The organism is Bibersteinia trehalosi, from assembly GCF_004346205.1.
Taxonomy (GTDB): Bacteria; Pseudomonadota; Gammaproteobacteria; order Enterobacterales; family Pasteurellaceae; genus Bibersteinia; species Bibersteinia trehalosi.
This window is the reverse complement of sequence record NZ_SMAM01000004.1, coordinates 49,794-63,914: the sequence shown is the minus strand read 5'-3', so window position 1 is coordinate 63,914 and position 14,121 is coordinate 49,794. Positions and strand designations below refer to the sequence as shown.

The 14,121-nt window shown below is 38.9% G+C and carries 14 protein-coding genes; 10 read left to right on the top strand and 4 right to left on the bottom strand.

All coding sequences use genetic code 11. The features are described 5' to 3' along the window. Positions 1-44 precede the first annotated feature (44 nt). Complete coding sequence (prmA, locus tag EDC51_RS05040; RefSeq protein WP_131928353.1) at positions 45-929, top strand: 50S ribosomal protein L11 methyltransferase; 885 nt, start codon at positions 45-47, stop codon at positions 927-929. A gap of 460 nt (positions 930-1,389) precedes the next feature. Further along, a complete protein-coding gene (mnmG, locus tag EDC51_RS05035; RefSeq protein WP_131928352.1) occupies positions 1,390-3,282 on the top strand; it encodes a tRNA uridine-5-carboxymethylaminomethyl(34) synthesis enzyme MnmG in 1,893 nt (630 codons plus the stop codon). A 139-nt stretch (positions 3,283-3,421) separates the two neighbouring features. Here the strand turns inward: mnmG and EDC51_RS05030 are convergent, their stop codons facing one another. Further along, positions 3,422-3,709, bottom strand: coding sequence for a hypothetical protein (locus tag EDC51_RS05030; protein WP_131928351.1), 288 nt, complete (start codon positions 3,707-3,709; stop codon positions 3,422-3,424). 314 nt (positions 3,710-4,023) lie between these two features. On the opposite strand from EDC51_RS05030, the gene EDC51_RS05025 reads away from it, so the two are divergent. Genes EDC51_RS05025 through EDC51_RS05015 form a run of 3 tightly spaced genes read left to right on the top strand, consistent with a single transcriptional unit; the run spans position 4,024 to position 5,650 of the window. Further along, positions 4,024-4,332, top strand: coding sequence for a helix-turn-helix domain-containing protein (locus EDC51_RS05025; protein WP_131928350.1), 309 nt, complete (start codon positions 4,024-4,026; stop codon positions 4,330-4,332). After that, positions 4,320-4,637, top strand: a complete 318-nt coding sequence (locus EDC51_RS05020; protein WP_131928349.1) for a HipA N-terminal domain-containing protein — start codon at positions 4,320-4,322, stop codon at positions 4,635-4,637. The genes EDC51_RS05025 and EDC51_RS05020 overlap by 13 nt, the downstream gene beginning before the upstream one ends. After that, complete coding sequence (locus tag EDC51_RS05015) at positions 4,634-5,650, top strand: type II toxin-antitoxin system HipA family toxin (RefSeq protein ID WP_131928348.1); 1,017 nt, start codon at positions 4,634-4,636, stop codon at positions 5,648-5,650. Before EDC51_RS05020 ends, EDC51_RS05015 begins: the two co-directional genes overlap by 4 nt. Before the next feature lie 49 nt (positions 5,651-5,699). Here EDC51_RS05015 and EDC51_RS05010 read toward each other — a convergent pair whose 3' ends face one another. Further along, positions 5,700-6,635, bottom strand: coding sequence for a tetratricopeptide repeat protein (locus EDC51_RS05010; protein WP_170169270.1), 936 nt, complete (start codon positions 6,633-6,635; stop codon positions 5,700-5,702). After that, positions 6,619-6,789 (bottom strand): hypothetical protein, encoded by a 171-nt coding sequence (locus EDC51_RS10805; RefSeq protein ID WP_156055349.1) that lies wholly within the window; start codon positions 6,787-6,789, stop codon positions 6,619-6,621. Before EDC51_RS10805 ends, EDC51_RS05010 begins: the two co-directional genes overlap by 17 nt. A 102-nt stretch (positions 6,790-6,891) precedes the next feature. Between EDC51_RS10805 and rsmG the strand changes: the two genes are divergently transcribed. Continuing rightward, positions 6,892-7,506, top strand: a complete 615-nt coding sequence (gene rsmG / locus EDC51_RS05005; RefSeq protein WP_131928346.1) for a 16S rRNA (guanine(527)-N(7))-methyltransferase RsmG — start codon at positions 6,892-6,894, stop codon at positions 7,504-7,506. A gap of 54 nt (positions 7,507-7,560) precedes the next feature. Here rsmG and EDC51_RS05000 read toward each other — a convergent pair whose 3' ends face one another. Continuing rightward, on the bottom strand, positions 7,561-8,817 hold the full coding sequence (locus tag EDC51_RS05000) for a sigma-54-dependent transcriptional regulator (protein ID WP_131928345.1): 1,257 nt from the start codon (positions 8,815-8,817) through the stop codon (positions 7,561-7,563). A 377-nt stretch (positions 8,818-9,194) separates the two neighbouring features. Between EDC51_RS05000 and EDC51_RS04995 the strand changes: the two genes are divergently transcribed. The 4 genes from EDC51_RS04995 to EDC51_RS04980 are packed head-to-tail and all read left to right on the top strand — an operon-like array spanning position 9,195 to position 14,074. After that, complete coding sequence (locus EDC51_RS04995; RefSeq protein WP_131928344.1) at positions 9,195-10,184, top strand: ABC transporter substrate-binding protein; 990 nt, start codon at positions 9,195-9,197, stop codon at positions 10,182-10,184. An 18-nt stretch (positions 10,185-10,202) separates the two neighbouring features. After that, positions 10,203-11,294: an ABC transporter ATP-binding protein gene (locus tag EDC51_RS04990; RefSeq protein WP_131928343.1), complete on the top strand. Its 1,092-nt coding sequence runs from the start codon at positions 10,203-10,205 to the stop codon at positions 11,292-11,294. Between the two features lie 2 nt (positions 11,295-11,296). Continuing rightward, on the top strand, positions 11,297-12,994 hold the full coding sequence (locus tag EDC51_RS04985) for an ABC transporter permease (protein WP_131928342.1): 1,698 nt from the start codon (positions 11,297-11,299) through the stop codon (positions 12,992-12,994). Between the two features lie 21 nt (positions 12,995-13,015). Next, entirely contained in the window at positions 13,016-14,074 is a 1,059-nt protein-coding gene (locus EDC51_RS04980; protein WP_025288701.1) for an ABC transporter ATP-binding protein, read from the top strand. Positions 14,075-14,121: the final 47 nt, after the last annotated feature.

Below are 14,121 nucleotides of genomic sequence, written 5' to 3'. Positions count from 1 at the left end.
AGCGGTCTCTTTTAACAAAAATAGTTCAAAATTAAGGAAACATTATGGCGTGGGTACAAATTCGTTTAAATAGTACAGACAAACAAGCAGAACAAATTAGTGAATTTCTAGAAGAGATTGGGGCGGTTTCCGTGACATTTATGGATAGCCAAGATACCCCTATTTTTGAGCCTTTACCGGGGGAAACTCGGCTTTGGGGCAATACTGATGTCGTTGCACTTTTTGATGCAGAAACAGATATGAATATCATCGTAGAAGCCCTAAAAATCAGCAAATTAGTGAGTGAAGATTTTGCCCATAAAATTGAGCAGATTGAAGATAAAGATTGGGAACGAGAATGGATGGACAATTTTCACCCTATGCAATTCGGCAAACGTTTATGGATCTGTCCAAGCTGGCGTGAAGTCCCCGATCCAAATGCAGTTAATGTTATGCTCGATCCGGGCTTGGCATTTGGTACGGGTACGCATCCAACAACAGCCCTCTGTTTACAATGGCTGGATAGCTTAGATCTTAAAGGTAAAACTGTGATCGACTTTGGCTGTGGCTCAGGCATATTAGCTATTGCAGCACTCAAGCTGGGGGCAAAATCCGCGATTGGGATAGACATTGATCCACAAGCAATTCTAGCAAGTAAAAGCAATGCTGAAGCTAATGGTGTTGCCGAACGACTACAACTATTTCTAGCCAAAGATCAGCCAGAAAACTTACAAGCCGATGTTGTGGTTGCGAACATTCTTGCTGGCCCACTCAAAGAGCTTGCTCCAAATATCATTACGCTAGTAAAACCGCAAGGTAGCCTAGGGCTATCAGGCATTCTTGCAACTCAAGCAGAAAGTGTTTGCGAGGCTTATCATACAGATTTTACTCTCGATCCAGTCATTGAAAAAGAAGAATGGTGCCGAATTACAGGTATCAAAAAGGCGTAATAGAATTAAGTTATCCTCTTCTTTGATTTTATCTAACCCATCATAATAAGATCCTCTTTTTAGGGGATCTCTCTTAATTTATCCTGTGGATAACATTGTGAATGATCTGTTTTTTCATCGGTAGTGAGATCAGCATAACTTTTTAAGAGACAGAGCCTGTGGATAAGTTACTTTTTTATTCACAATTTAGATCCCGCTTAAAATCACGATCTATACACTTTTTTAAATATTTAACATACTGTTTTCATTAGCCTTTTTTAGGTTATCCACAAAGAAGCTTGAATTAATAATAACAATAATAATGATCTATTTATATAAAGATCTTTAATATTACTTAGCGATCCAATTCTCCCTCGATCCCTTTAAATTTCTTTAGTGCGATCAGCTTTTAAGGTAAAATAACTCTTTTCTTAAAAATGAAGATCTTTATTTGAACTGAATTCTCACTTAGGTTATCAATATGATTTATAACGAAATATATGATGTCATTGTAGTTGGTGGTGGTCATGCTGGCACAGAAGCAGCACTTGCTCCCGCTCGAATGGGCTTAAAAACCCTACTTTTAACCCATAATGTGGATACATTAGGGCAAATGTCTTGTAACCCTGCCATCGGTGGGATCGGCAAAGGCCATTTAGTCAAAGAGATCGATGCCATGGGCGGTTTAATGGCAAAAGCGACTGACGTTGCCGGGATCCAATTCCGTACTCTAAACAGCTCGAAAGGGCCGGCGGTGCGTGCTACTCGTGCGCAGGCTGACCGTGTGCTTTACCGCAATGCAGTGCGTACAGCATTAGAAAATCAACCGAATTTAGATATTTTCCAGCAAGAAGTAGTCGATATTTTGGTGGAAAACAACCGTGCAGTGGGTGCAGTCACCAAAATGGGCTTAACCTTTAAAGCGCGTGCGGTAGTTTTAACCGCTGGTACGTTCTTAGCAGGTAAGATCCATATTGGTTTAGATAACTATGCAGGCGGTCGAGCTGGCGATCCTGCGGCAACAATGCTTGCTGATCGCTTGCGTGATCTTAATTTGCGTGTTGATCGCCTTAAAACCGGCACTCCACCTCGCCTCGATGCCCGTACCATCAACTTTGACGTACTTGCCAAACAGCACGGTGATGAGGTATTACCAGTATTCTCTTTTATGGGCGATGTGTCACAGCACCCACGCCAAATTCCGTGCTACATCACCCACACTAACGATCAAACTCACGATTTAATTCGCAACAGTCTTGATCGCAGCCCGATGTACACCGGCATTATCGAAGGGGTTGGCCCACGTTACTGCCCGTCTATTGAAGATAAAGTAATGCGTTTTGCCGATCGTAACAGCCACCAAATCTATCTTGAACCGGAAGGCTTGAATACTATTGAGGTTTACCCGAACGGGATTTCCACCAGCTTACCGTTTGATGTGCAAATGGGAATCGTAAACTCAATGAAAGGCTTGGAAAACACCCGTATCATCAAACCGGGTTACGCGATTGAGTACGACTACTTCGACCCGCGTGATTTAAAACCAACCCTTGAAACCAAAGCGATTGACGGCTTATTCTTTGCCGGACAAATTAATGGTACGACCGGCTATGAAGAGGCTGGCGCACAAGGCTTGCTGGCTGGGATTAACGCCGGTTTACAGGTTCAAGGCAAAGAGAGTTGGTATCCAACCCGTGATCAAGCCTATACTGGCGTATTGGTTGATGACCTCTGCACACTAGGCACTAAGGAACCATACCGTGTGTTCACCTCTCGTGCTGAATACCGCCTGCTACTGCGTGAAGACAATGCTGATATCCGCTTAACGCCAAAAGCCCACGAACTTGGTTTGATTGATGAAGCCCGCTGGGCAAGATTTAATCAAAAAATGGAAGCGATTGAGCAAGAAAGAGCGAGATTAAAAGCGACTTGGGCGCATTTACAAATGCCAAATCTGGACGAACTGAATGCGTTACTCAATACTCCGCTGGCTCGTGAGGCAAGCGGTGAAGACTTAATCCGCCGTCCGGAAATGAGTTATGAAAAACTGACCCAAATTGCCTCGTTTGCCCCAGCGATTGAAGACAAAGAAGCGGCAGAACAGGTGGAAATTGCGATTAAATATCAAGGCTACATTGAGCATCAATACAACGAAATTGAACGCCATAAACGCCACGAAAACACGCTCATTCCAGCCGAGTTTGACTACGACAAAGTGGAAAGCCTTTCTAACGAAGTGCGTGCGAAGTTAATGCAACATCGCCCAGTTTCAATCGGGCAGGCAAGCCGTATTTCCGGCATCACACCGGCAGCTATTTCTATTCTGCTGGTGAATTTGAAAAAACAGGGAATGTTAAAGCGTGGGGAACTTTAAATAGTAGGGGCGAGCATCGCACGCTCTACCCCGATATAAAATAAAAGGGCGTATGACATACGCCTCTACAGCAAGCGGCTGATTTTACAAATTTTTCTGCAAAATCAGCCGCTTGTTATTGAACTAGAACGGTATATCGTTATTCTACAATAAGAGTGTTATTACGATATGGATGTAATCCCATAATTCGTGATTTAGCAATGAATGATAACTCCCTCTCTTTTGGAAGATTGCGAACAAGATAATAATAGGTATTGCAAATATCATCATTGAGAGCAAGTTCTTCCAACGATACGAAATCATCATCTAATGTAATAATATCAAAGTCATAAATATCATTACGATGAAGTGATGTTCGCTCTTCTTCCATTAGATTGTAACTTGCATTAAGTACAAGTCTTCTTTTTCTTTCTACTCTCATTGTCATATAGACTCCATTAGTTTGTTAAAAAAGTTTTAAAAACAAAAGGATTATTTACACATAAGAGACAAATTATGTCGCATTTAAAATCTTTTATGTTTGTTTGAATGTTTTTTAAACGAATAGGCGTTTTTGATTGTTTTTTGTTCTACTGGAGTCGTTGAATAAGAAGAATAACTTACTTGTTATACTTTCTTTTTTTTCAAAAATGATATTTCTAATAGATTTTTTTCATAAAAATATATCAAATATAATATAAATTTTGCTTTATGTTTTATTTATGATATTTTTATAAAAAATTTTTCCTAGATTAATCAGATATGAAAGATACTATTCACTACTTGGAAGAACAGATCCAACTACTCAAAGCACTACAACAGCAACTTATGCTCGCGGAAAAAGCCCAAAATGAGCAGAAGTTGCAAGGGAGAATTGATGATCTGTCGGTATTTGGAAAATTGCTGAACGATAAGCGTAAGGCATTGGGTATAGATCTTCACACTCTTGAATTACAAACAGGCATTTCAGTCTCTACTCTGAACCGTTTGTTTAGCGATCCCAGCCAAGTACGATTTAACACTGTGCTAAAAGTGGCGAATGAGCTGGGGATTACGCTATGTACGTTATGAGAAAAGCGGACGTGCTGCTTTATGGCGATAAAATTGGGGAATTATCACAGGATCATCGTGGCTTTTGCTTTGCCTATTTGCCTGAATATCAGGGCATTCCGCTTTCAATCAGTTTCCCTATTGCTCAAAAAGCATTTTATGCAGAACAGTTATTTCCCTATTTTGCATCGCTTGTGCCAGAGGGTTGGTTAAAACAGAAATATGTCGATCTGCAAAAAATTGATGAGCAGGATCTTTTCGGCTTATTGCTGAATAATGGCGAAAATTTACTGGGGGCCGTGCAAATTGTGCGGAAAGATGTATGAGATTTTGTCGAATTTTATTAGAACCGCTAGCAAATCACTCAAGTGAATACAGTAAAAAAGGAATTCGTTATTTAACTGGCTTGAATGACTTTTTGCCCGTTTTACCCTTTGCTCGCCAAGATTTTGTATCTGAATTACCTCTCACGCAGCAGGGAATGAGTATTTCAGGTTATCAGCCAAAATTGCAGTTGGTGATTGAAAACGGGCAGTTTGAAACTATCGGCAACCAAGGGGAATTTATTCTTAAACCATCGCCTGAAGATTATTCTTTTTTAGCCGAAAATGAACACGCTACAATGAGCGTAATGCAAGCGTTGGGCTTTAATGTGCCACCCAATGGGCTTTTTGCTTTTCAATCTGAAAACGTCGAATTTGCTTTCGTGATTAAACGTTTTGATCGTCAAAATGGCGTACCGATTCATCAAGAGCAGTTGGACGGTGCGATGAATATCTCGGAAAAATACGGAAAAATCGGCAGTGATAATGAGCAATATGTGAGCTATGAACGGGTTGCGAAATTTATTCTCGCTTACACCGAGGATAATCTTGTGCAACGACAAGAACTCTTTAGACGTGTAGTTTACGCCTATTTGCTCGGCAATAACGACCTACACTTACGCAACTTTTCACTGATTTATCATAAAAATGGCAAAATAGAACTCGCTCCTGTTTATGATTTTGTTTCCGTTGTGCCGTATAAAGCCATTTTTAACAGTGCGTTACTCGCCTTGCCGTTATTGGAAAGAGAAGAAGGCGGGGTGGAATTAGCTCACGGATTTCAAACTCAATATGGCGAATATATCGGGCAAGATTTTGTGGAATTTGGCGAAAAGATAGGTTTAAATCGAAAATTGATTGAACAGCGTCTATTACCACAATTATGGAAAGAACAAACGATAGTAGAAAGTGTTTATCAACGCTCATTTATGCCAAGCGATCACAAAAACAGCGTGCTGGATAACTATCGCAGACGGTTGAAGTTGATGAATGTGATTGATGAGCCTGTGATTTAGATTGCAAGCGGTGAATTTTGCAAAGTTTTCTGCAAAATTCACCGCTTTATTATTGTTTATACCACTTGTCTAAATCATCGTGATTTCTAAATTCTTGGTAATTTTGACAAGCTTTTTTACTTCCTTTTTCACAACCAAGCTTAAAGTAGTCAAGGGCTATATTTAGATGCTGAGTAACCCCATTTCCAGAAAAATATAATCTACCTATCTGATTATAGGCATCTGCAATACCTTGATTTGCTGCTTTTTTATACCAGTAAAAGGCTTGTTTATAATCTTGCTTAATTCCTTTTCCAAATTCATATCTTAACACTAAATTATATTGAGCATCAGCAAAGCCTTGTGATGCTGATTTTTTAAACCAATAAACTGCTTGTTTATTACTATAAAATTTACTTTTCCCTTCAATACACATTAAACCTAGATTATATTGAGATATTGAATGTCCTTGTTCTGCAGCTTGTTTCCACCAATAAATTGCCATTGCATTGTTTTTAGGAACTGATTTACCTTCGTAATAAAAACTAGCGAGCATATGTTGAGCATTTATATGTAGGTGAGCTGTGTTGTAGAACCAATAGAACGCTTTTTCATATTCTTTCATCTCATTATATATACAACCAAGATTAACTTGTGATTGTGTTATACCGTGATCTATTGCTTTTGTATGCCAAAAGATCGCTTGTTGGAGATCTTTCTGTATACCAACGCCATATTCGTACATCTGACCTAATTGATGATAAGCATCATCTAAACCTAGATCAGCAGCTTGTTTATACCAAGAAAATGCCCGCTGAATATCTTTTTTTACACCTTTGCCTTGTTCATACATAGATCCAATAAAAAAGTAAGCTAATGGTTCTTGTTGCTTAGCTGATTTTTTTAAGTAATACATTGCTTTTTTATTACTTTTAAAAACACCTTCGCCATTAACATACATTACCCCTAGTATTAGTTGAGCTTTTGAGTTATTTTTTTTCAGCAAGCTCTTTAAGGATAGGAAAAACATCAATAAAATTATGTTCATTGTAGAGAAAACTTGCTTGCTCAAACTTTTCGCTATCTGTTTCGTTACTTTGTTTAACGCAATGAATACCTAAATAGTTTAATGTTTTTAAAAATAGTTCTTTAAGGCTCATTTATAGTATCCTTAGTGAAATACTGAAATAGCAAGATTTGTATAAATAATATCCAAATTAAATCTATTTTAGCATAAATTATTAAAACAAGGATTTTGCAAAATGTTAGAAAAACTGAACCGCTTGTTAGCCCAAGCAGAAATAAATTTGACCGATCAACAAAAAGAGCAGTTAGTTGGTTTTGTGCGACTATTGGATAAATGGAATAAAGCCTATAACCTCACTTCTGTTCGCAATCCTGATGAAATGCTGGTAAAACATATTTTGGATAGCCTCGTGGTTAGCCGCCATTTACAGGGCGAAACGTTTATTGATGTGGGAACAGGTCCCGGCTTGCCGGGCATTCCGCTTGCGATTATTAACCCTGATAAGCAATTTGTGTTGTTGGATAGCTTGGGCAAACGCATCACTTTCATTAAAAACGCTCTGCGTGAGCTTGGGATTAAAAATGTCACGTCTGTGCAAAGCCGAGTGGAAGAATATACCGAGAGCCAATTTGACGGCGTATTAAGCCGTGCTTTTGCTTCACTTAACGATATGGTGAGCTGGTGCTACCATTTACCGACTGAAAACGGTAAATTTTATGCATTAAAAGGCGTATATGACGAACAGGAAATCGCTGAAATCAAACAACCGATTCAGTTGGTGGAGGTGATTAAGCTTGAAGTGCCCGAGTTAGTGGGTGAACGTCATTTGGTGGTTTTGCAAAAAAAATAATAATCTAGAGCGCTTGTCATAAAACGTGTGGTTGTTACCACACGTTTTTTATGCTTATAACTTAAATTCATTTTTATCTATGCCATATTTTTGCATTCGTAGATAGAGCGTTTTCCGAGGAATCGCAAAATAGTTTGCGACGGGATTAATACGACCCTGAAAGAATAGCAATGCATCTTCAATAAGTTGTTTTTCATATTGTGATAATTGCTTAGCAAGAGGGTTTGTTTCTTTTAGTTGGATTCTGTCTGTATCTAATGTCGGAGTATTTTGGGGAGTAAACAATCCAAGTGCATAGAGTTCTGCAGTATGAATTAGCTCAGTAACATTGCCTATCCACCGTTGAAGTCCAAGGTGTTGTAATAATTTTTTAGTTGGTGGAAAGTAGGTCTTATTAAGCTGAGAACAGCTTTTTTGTACATAGTGGATAAAAATTGCAGCGATATCGGTGGGGTGTTTATATAGTGGTAATAATTCGATTTGTGTGTGCAGAAAATGAGCATAAATTTCAGTGCTTAAATACTGTTGCTGAATAATTTGCCAAAGAGGAATATCGCTAATAACAATTAAGCGGAATGATTTTTCTTCACTATGCATCGCTGATGCAAGACGTTGTTGTTCATTTATTGATAATTGGTGCAAGTGTTTGATGACTAATGTACCTCGTTCACATTGTGTCAGTAGGTCTTCGATAGGATTAGGAATATTTTGTATGCATTCATGCAGAATGAAAGGCGCATTTTTACGAGAGCTTAATCGATGAAGATTGCTGGCTGAAAGGTACCTCCCTGTACCATTTTCACCCCATAAAAAAACGGGTAAATGGCTATTGGCTAATTTTTGTAACTGCTGACGGTGTTTGTGTAACCATTCACTTGAGCCTATAAACGTTTGATTAAGTTTATTTAATTGCCATTGGCGTTGAGATATTAATTGACGACGCTCTGCTAAAGCATTTTCTATTTGGTAAAGAAGCGCATCAAATGATATGGGCTTTTCTAGAAAATTGATTGCCCCGATTTTCATTGCATTTACCGCCATTGGTACATTGCCGTATTCTGATAGCATGATAACGGGAATTTTTTTATCCAATAGCATAATCTCTTTTAATACACTTAATCCTGAGTGATTGGTTAATTTGGTATTGCAAAGCACTACGCCAACCCAATTTGGGGGAATTTTTTGTTGAATATTTGTTGGATCTGTAAGCAATAATGGAAGGTAGTTTTTGTTTTGTAATAGTGCTTGAAATGATGTAACACTATTTGATTCGTCATCAATCAGTAGCACATTGTATTTTGTATCAAACACAGTGATAGTCCTTAATAATCAAATGGTAAAAGGGGAAATACTATCTTGGCGTGAGCGGTATCTTACTTATTTTTGATGAGAAAAATAGTATTGAAATGTGATCTGAATCACGAAAGAGAAATTTTTTGTTGAAAAATGCTTATACTCTTATGTGTTACTTTTTACTCAAATTTTATCCTCTCTAAATTTATCTCCTTTGAACTCATGAAAATGGGTTAATTTATCCTCTTGCTATCACTCAAAATGAGTCATTTTTCACTCATAAATATGCCTAACAAGCGCCCTTTTTTTCTGTTTTTTTCTCAGTATGATGCTTCAAATTTCATTTTTTAATGAAATATTTCTTGGTACTTATTCCTATAGAAAAGGAGTTCATTATGAACAAAAAAATCTCATCTCTTGTTATGGCGTTAGGTTTTGGTTTCAGTATTGCAGGATTTGCTTCAGCAAATGAAAACCTGATTGTTTACACATCAATGAAAGAATCTCTGATTGGTGCATTAAAAACAAAATTTGCAGAAAAACACCCTGAAGTTGCGATGGACTATCAATCTGCTGGTGCAGGAAAATTGATGGCTAAAATTGCAGCTGAAAAAGAGTCTGGCAAGATTATGGCAGACATTATCTGGACGAGTGAAGTGCCAGATTTCTTTAAAATGAAAGAAAATGGAATGCTAGAGCCTTATATCTCTAAAGAAGTAGAAAATATCGTAAATCCATTACCTGATTTTGACGGCTCATTTACCCCTATTCGCTTAGGTACATTAGGATTGGCTTATAACACTCGCTTTGTGAAAAATCCGCCAAGTGAATGGGCAGATATTGTTGGCAAAGAATACAAAGGGGCATTTGGTATTGCAAACCCTGCATTATCAGGTACTTCTTATATGAGCGTTGCGTTATTGAAATCGACCTTTGGTTGGGAATTCTTTGAACAAATCAAAGCAAACAAAGGTAAAGTGGGTAAAGGCTCTGGTCAGGTAGTGGATGATACCGCATCAGGCGACTTATTAGTTTCTTTAGCGGTGGATTACATTACCAACGATAAAATCAAAAAAGGGGCTCAACTAAAATTAGTTTATCCGAAAGAAATGCTGGTAATTCCAAGCCCTGCTGCGATTTTCAAAGGGACAAAAAATCTCACGGCTGCACAAAAATTCGTGGATTTCTTGCTCTCTGACGATGCACAAAAAATTGTGGCAAATGAAGGTACATTGCCAGTTAGAAAAGGTGTCGCCGTAATGGACGGTATGCCATCTGTCGAAGATGCAATGCAACGTGCAATTCCGATTGATTACAACGCTATCTTAAATGAAAAAGAAGAGACAGTGAAAAAATTCAGTCAGATTCTACAAAACCGCAATTAAATCAGTAAGGGTTTTATTATGGCAACAATTACATTTGAGAACATTAGTAAAACCTTTGGCTCGAATGAAGTGTTGAAAAATGTATCACTCGTCGTTAATGACGGCGAGTGCTTTACGCTTCTCGGTCCATCTGGTTGCGGAAAAACGGTATTGTTACGACTTTTAGCTGGATTTGATGTGCCTAATAGTGGTCGAATTTTAATTGATCAAACCGTCGTTGCAGATCCAGCCACTGGCGTAGATGTTCAGCCAGACCAACGTGGCTTGGGTGTCGTATTTCAAGATTATGCGGTGTGGCCGCATATGACCGTGTTCGACAATATCGCTTACCCACTTAAATTAAAAGAGCTAGATAAAGACACTATTTACCAACAAGTGATGGAAGTTGTTGAATTAGTTAATCTTACTGGCTTAGAAAAACGTTTACCTTCTCAACTTTCTGGCGGTCAGCAACAACGTGTGGCGCTGGCTCGAGCGTTAGTCGCTAAACCATCTTTAATGTTGTTAGATGAGCCGTTAAATAACCTTGATGCTAATCTGCGTGAAGAAATGCGTTTTGAGATCAAAGAGTTACAGAAAAAATTAGGCATTACCATTTTATATGTGACTCACGACCAAGAAATCGCTCTCGCTATTTCAGACCGACTTGCCATTATGGATAAAGATGGCGCAATTCAACAAATTGGTACACCTTGGGAAATTTACGAAAAGTCAGAGAATGAAATGGTATTCAAGTTCATGGGCTTGGCGAATTTTATTCCTGTACGTTGCGAAAATGGACAACATTTTGTTGGAGAGGGCAATCAGCAAATTTTTTGGAAAAATATACCGCTTGTAAATGGCAAATTTGGTTGTCGTCCTTCCGATATTATCCTTGCTAAATCGGGCAATGGATTAAACGGCAAAATTGCTCGTGCAAGTTTCTTAGGTGCGGTAATGGATTATATGGTGGATATTGATGGCGTGACAGTTCGTACTGAAATTTCGACTAATTATGCCTTACAAAATAATTTGATGTTTGAAGAAGGCGAAAACTGTGTGGTGAATTTCCACGATCTGCTTTGGTTCGCCGAAAATGACACACTTTCTGAAAATGATCAGAGGGGGTAAATATGTCAGCGGTTATAGAGAAAAAAAGCCCATTTAATGTGGCAAATGCGATTTTAGCTTTATCCATTGGGATTTTGGTGATCGTAGTTGCTGTTCCTGTGTTGCTCATCTTTATTAACTCATTTTGGGTTGATGGGCAATTCAATTTATCCGATGTGGTACAAATTTTAAAACAACAAGAAACCTATGAAGCATTATTAAATTCATTATTTATTGCTTCAGGGGTTACGATTATGAGTACCATCATTGGTACATTCTTTGCGTGGTTGGTGACTCGTACCGATTTACCATACAAAGGCTTTATGAAAGTGATGTTCCTTGTGCCGTTTATGTTGCCATCTTTTATCGGTGCATTGGCGTGGAAAATGTTGCTTTCGCCTCGTGCGGGGTATATTAACCGCTTCTTTATGGATACCTTTGGCTTGGAAGAGCCGTTGTTTAACATTTATAGCTATGCTGGAATTATGGCGGTTGAAACAATGTATCTCTTCCCATTTGTATTCATTCAAGTCTGCGGTGCATTGGAACGTATGGACCCGACATTGGAAGAATCTGCACGTATTTCAGGTGCAAGCCTGTTTACGATTACCCGCAAAATTACCATTCCACTCGTTATGCCAAGTATCGTGTCTGGTGCGTTATTGATTATGCTCTACTCAATGGCTCACTTTGGTACTGTTGCGGTGCTCGGGGTTGAAAATGGTATTTTCAACATTCCAACCTTAATTTATGAACGTATCCACCAAAGTGCAGGGAGCTTTGATGCAATTCGTACAGGTACAGTGTTAGCAACAGTACTTGTAGCAACCGCAGCCTTGATTATTTGGCTACAAAACAGAATCTTAAGTAAAGGTCGTTTCCAAATTATCGCAGGTAAAAGTTTCCGCCCTGTGGAAGTGAAACTACGTGGTTTGCGTATGCCGTTATTGATTATCTGCTTGTTCTACATTGCTTTCACTATCGTACTTCCTACTGCAACCATCTTCCTTGTTGGTGGCTTAAAAACCTACGGTTTACCAATTACGTGGGAAAATCTCACACTTGAGAACTACAAATTTATCCTATTTGATTGGCAACTTACTAAAGATGCTATTCGCAATAGTGTCACTTTAGGTTTAGCTGCTGCAGTCATTACCATGTTTGCTGGTGTGATGATCTCTTATGTGATTGTGAAAATGCGTGTAAGAGGTAAAGGATTCTTAGAATTTTTAGGAATGTTACCGTTCTCTGTGCCTGGATCTGTGATTGCTTTAGGGGTGATTCTTGCTTGGAGCGGTAAATTTGGTATCAATCTATATAACACCGTTTGGATCATCTTAATTGCCTATATTGCTCGCTATATGGCGTTCTCGCTCAAAGCGAACTCTGCGGCATTAGAGCAAGTCCACGATTCATTGGTTGAAGCATCTCGTGCTTGTGGGGCAAGTATGTGGCAATCCTTAAAAGATATTGTTATCCCATTGGTTCGTCCAGGTATGATCGCCGCCTTCTTCCTTATCTTCTTACCAGCGTTGCGTGAATTAACTGTATCCGTAATGCTTTATGGTCCATCAACTCGTACTATCGGGGTGGCGATCTATACCTTAAATGAAGATGGTGAAACGGTATATTCTGCGGCATTAGCAGGTATCGCGTTGATTATTATTGTGTTCGGGCAAACGGTGATTAAACGTTATGCCGAGAAAAAAACACAAAAATAACTGAAGGGTAAGGAGTAAAAAATGAGCTATATTCAACTTACAAATGTGATGAAACGGTTTGGTGATGTGATTGCTATTCCAGATCTAAACTTATCCATTGAAAAAGGCGAATGCTTTTCTATGTTAGGCCCTTCGGGTTGTGGTAAAACAACAACGCTACGAATGATTGCTGGCTTTGAAGATTTAGATGGCGGTGAAATTCGTGTTGGTGATAGATTACTATCGGCGAAAGCAAGTAACTACTATCTTCCCCCTGAACAACGCAATTTTGGTATGGTTTTCCAAGCGTTTGCAGTGTGGCCGCATATGACCGTATATGACAATGTGGCTTTCCCACTTGCATTGAAAAAACTGTCTAAACAAGAGATTGAAAAACGTACCACTGATGCGTTACGTCATACCAATTTACTGAGTGTCGCACAAAAAAGCCCTGATGATCTTTCCGGTGGTGGAAAACAACGTGTTGCTTTAGCAAGGGCGTTAGCGTTAAACCCAGATGTAATGTTGCTTGATGAACCTTTATCAAGCTTAGATCCACATCTACGTGAAGAGATGCGCTTTGAAATCAAAGCATTACAGCGTAAATTTGGTTTTTCAATAATCTACGTGACACACGACCAATCTGAAGCAATGGCGTTATCCGATCGCATTATGGTAATGCGTAAAGGTGTAGTAGAGCAGATCGATACCCCGCTGAATGTCTATAACAACCCAGCGAATAAATTTGTGTTCAATTTTATTGGGTTATCCAATCAATTAAGTGTCAATCTATCTCCACAAGGAGTTCGTTTTGAAGGATTGGCTGGTACATATGATATTCAACCCGCGCCAAGTACAGAATTGGTCAGTCAAGGTAAAGCGATTCTCGCTACTCGCCCATCAGAAATTGATTTTGTTGTAAGCGGCGGAGTTAATGGTATTGTAAAACGCCGTTCCTATTTAGGCGAAGTTGTGGATTATAGTATTTTTCTTGGCAATCAAGAATTGCGTGTGCAAAAAGGACGGCGTGATCCTGGTCCACAAGAAGGTGAAGCCTGCCAAGTTGTTTTTAATAAGCTGCATTGGTATTCCGCGGTATAATTTCTGCAACGATATGAATAGATAGGTGTTATAAATGTAGTCAGTCT

Coding starts and splice junctions, on each gene's coding strand:
- EDC51_RS10805 (WP_156055349.1), bottom strand. CDS start 6,789: ATGAGCCTTAAAGAACTATTTTTAAAAACATTAAACTATTTAGGTATT.
- EDC51_RS04980 (WP_025288701.1), top strand. CDS start 13,016: ATGAGCTATATTCAACTTACAAATGTGATGAAACGGTTTGGTGATGTG.
- rsmG (WP_131928346.1), top strand. CDS start 6,892: ATGTTAGAAAAACTGAACCGCTTGTTAGCCCAAGCAGAAATAAATTTG.
- EDC51_RS05030 (WP_131928351.1), bottom strand. CDS start 3,709: ATGACAATGAGAGTAGAAAGAAAAAGAAGACTTGTACTTAATGCAAGT.
- EDC51_RS05025 (WP_131928350.1), top strand. CDS start 4,024: ATGAAAGATACTATTCACTACTTGGAAGAACAGATCCAACTACTCAAA.
- EDC51_RS04985 (WP_131928342.1), top strand. CDS start 11,297: ATGTCAGCGGTTATAGAGAAAAAAAGCCCATTTAATGTGGCAAATGCG.
- EDC51_RS05015 (WP_131928348.1), top strand. CDS start 4,634: ATGAGATTTTGTCGAATTTTATTAGAACCGCTAGCAAATCACTCAAGT.
- EDC51_RS04990 (WP_131928343.1), top strand. CDS start 10,203: ATGGCAACAATTACATTTGAGAACATTAGTAAAACCTTTGGCTCGAAT.
- EDC51_RS05020 (WP_131928349.1), top strand. CDS start 4,320: ATGTACGTTATGAGAAAAGCGGACGTGCTGCTTTATGGCGATAAAATT.
- mnmG (WP_131928352.1), top strand. CDS start 1,390: ATGATTTATAACGAAATATATGATGTCATTGTAGTTGGTGGTGGTCAT.
- prmA (WP_131928353.1), top strand. CDS start 45: ATGGCGTGGGTACAAATTCGTTTAAATAGTACAGACAAACAAGCAGAA.
- EDC51_RS04995 (WP_131928344.1), top strand. CDS start 9,195: ATGAACAAAAAAATCTCATCTCTTGTTATGGCGTTAGGTTTTGGTTTC.